Raw genomic sequence first — 1,402 nt, 5'->3', positions numbered from 1 at the left:
GGGACGGTGCTGCACTCTGGGAACACGGACATCCGCGTAACTTAGCGGTCAGTTGGCAACAGCTTTATGGTTCAAATAAGCAGTGGAAAAAACGGTATGGTTATCATCGGCGGTCAATCTCAGAAACTGCCATGTACAGGGTAAAGCAATTACTTGGTGGTAGATTGAGCCTGCGAAATTATAACGGTCAGGTGGGAGAAGCTTACGCGATGATTAGGGCTTTGAACAAGCTTACAGGGCTAGGCATGCCTGTAACTTACCGTGTAGTTTGATATTTAGACGATTATGAGGGGCTTTGTTCGCTGAATCGATTTAGGAAACAAAGCCTGGAAATGAACTAACTAGATTGCCGAATGCCCTCTGCGTGTTGGAATAATGCAGTTGTTGAGCGTTTCTTTGGTAGTTTGAAACACGATTGAATTTTTAAAGTTGCTCAACCAACAAGGTAGTTTATGAAGCAAGATGTAACGGCTTACATGAAATATTACAACTTGGAGAGACTTCATTCTGCTAATGACGATCTGTCAGCTGTAGAGTTTGAAAATTCTCAACTAAAAGTGTCTAGTTTGGGTTGACCAGTACAAGGTGAAACGGTCTCCATAAAATGGCCTACCTTGACGAGGAGTTATCGGATGTTCCTGCAACTATATATTGATATTGCAAGTCATCGTTACATGCAGAGCAAGCTATAGCAGATCTATTTTGTTGACTCACTGTGAATATACTGGTTGAACAGTAACCTGAACTTATGCAATAACGCCCTTTGAGGACGTAAAGTTTGCGCGTTCCCCGTGCCCACGGGGATGAACCGTCCACTTCAACAACTATGGGAGAGTGCCGTATGCGTTCCCCGTGCCCACGGGGATGAACCGTATCAGCGCTACTCGCTAATAATGGGGATTTGGCGTTCCCCGTGCCCACGGGGATGAACCGTCAAAATGCAAACCAAGCGTTCCCCGTGCCCACGGGGATAAATCGCAATCAAACCAAGTGATGAACAAAGTCATAGGACTAGGTATGCCTGTTCACCAGAGGGCCAATTAATACTAGGAACCCTGTTAGGAAAAAATTTACCTAAGATGGATTTGGGTAACAACTCCAGTCTGAACTAATATAATTAATTCCTTCAGATGCTTAACATGTTTGAGTTAATTTAAAATAATCAGTTTCATTCAAAGAAACGGACCATACTCTGAAGAATCCCCTGATGATTTACAAATAAATCATCAAATTAGGGTGGAAGCGCATCTTGTTGCATGATCAAATGGTTTCGCCAAAAACTACACTTGGACAACAAGATGCGCGAAGCCAATATCCTACAACATTCTTTACACCAATACTGCCCAGAACTTCACCTAAAACGATTAAACAGCTTGATGCTGGCCTCTAAGGCACTGATTGA

Annotated in this window: 2 pseudogenes and 1 CRISPR repeat array; both pseudogenes read left to right on the top strand. The window is 43.2% G+C overall.

The features are described from left to right. Window positions 1–272: pseudogene (locus AEA42_RS07600) on the top strand (IS5/IS1182 family transposase); the annotation flags it as partial. 90 nt (window positions 273–362) lie between these two features. Further along, window positions 363–575 (top strand): annotated as a pseudogene (locus AEA42_RS21765) (IS3 family transposase); the annotation flags it as partial. A gap of 207 nt (window positions 576–782) precedes the next feature. Continuing rightward, window positions 783–935: direct repeats of the CRISPR family, unit length 30 nt; unit sequence GCGTTCCCCGTGCCCACGGGGATGAACCGT. Window positions 936–1,402: the final 467 nt, after the last annotated feature.

Origin of the sequence: Shewanella sp. Sh95 (assembly GCF_001308045.1) — a bacterium.
Classification (GTDB): Bacteria; Pseudomonadota; Gammaproteobacteria; order Enterobacterales; family Shewanellaceae; genus Shewanella; species Shewanella xiamenensis.
The sequence above is the reverse complement of the archived record's forward strand: the minus strand, read 5'-3'. Positions and strand labels throughout refer to the sequence as shown.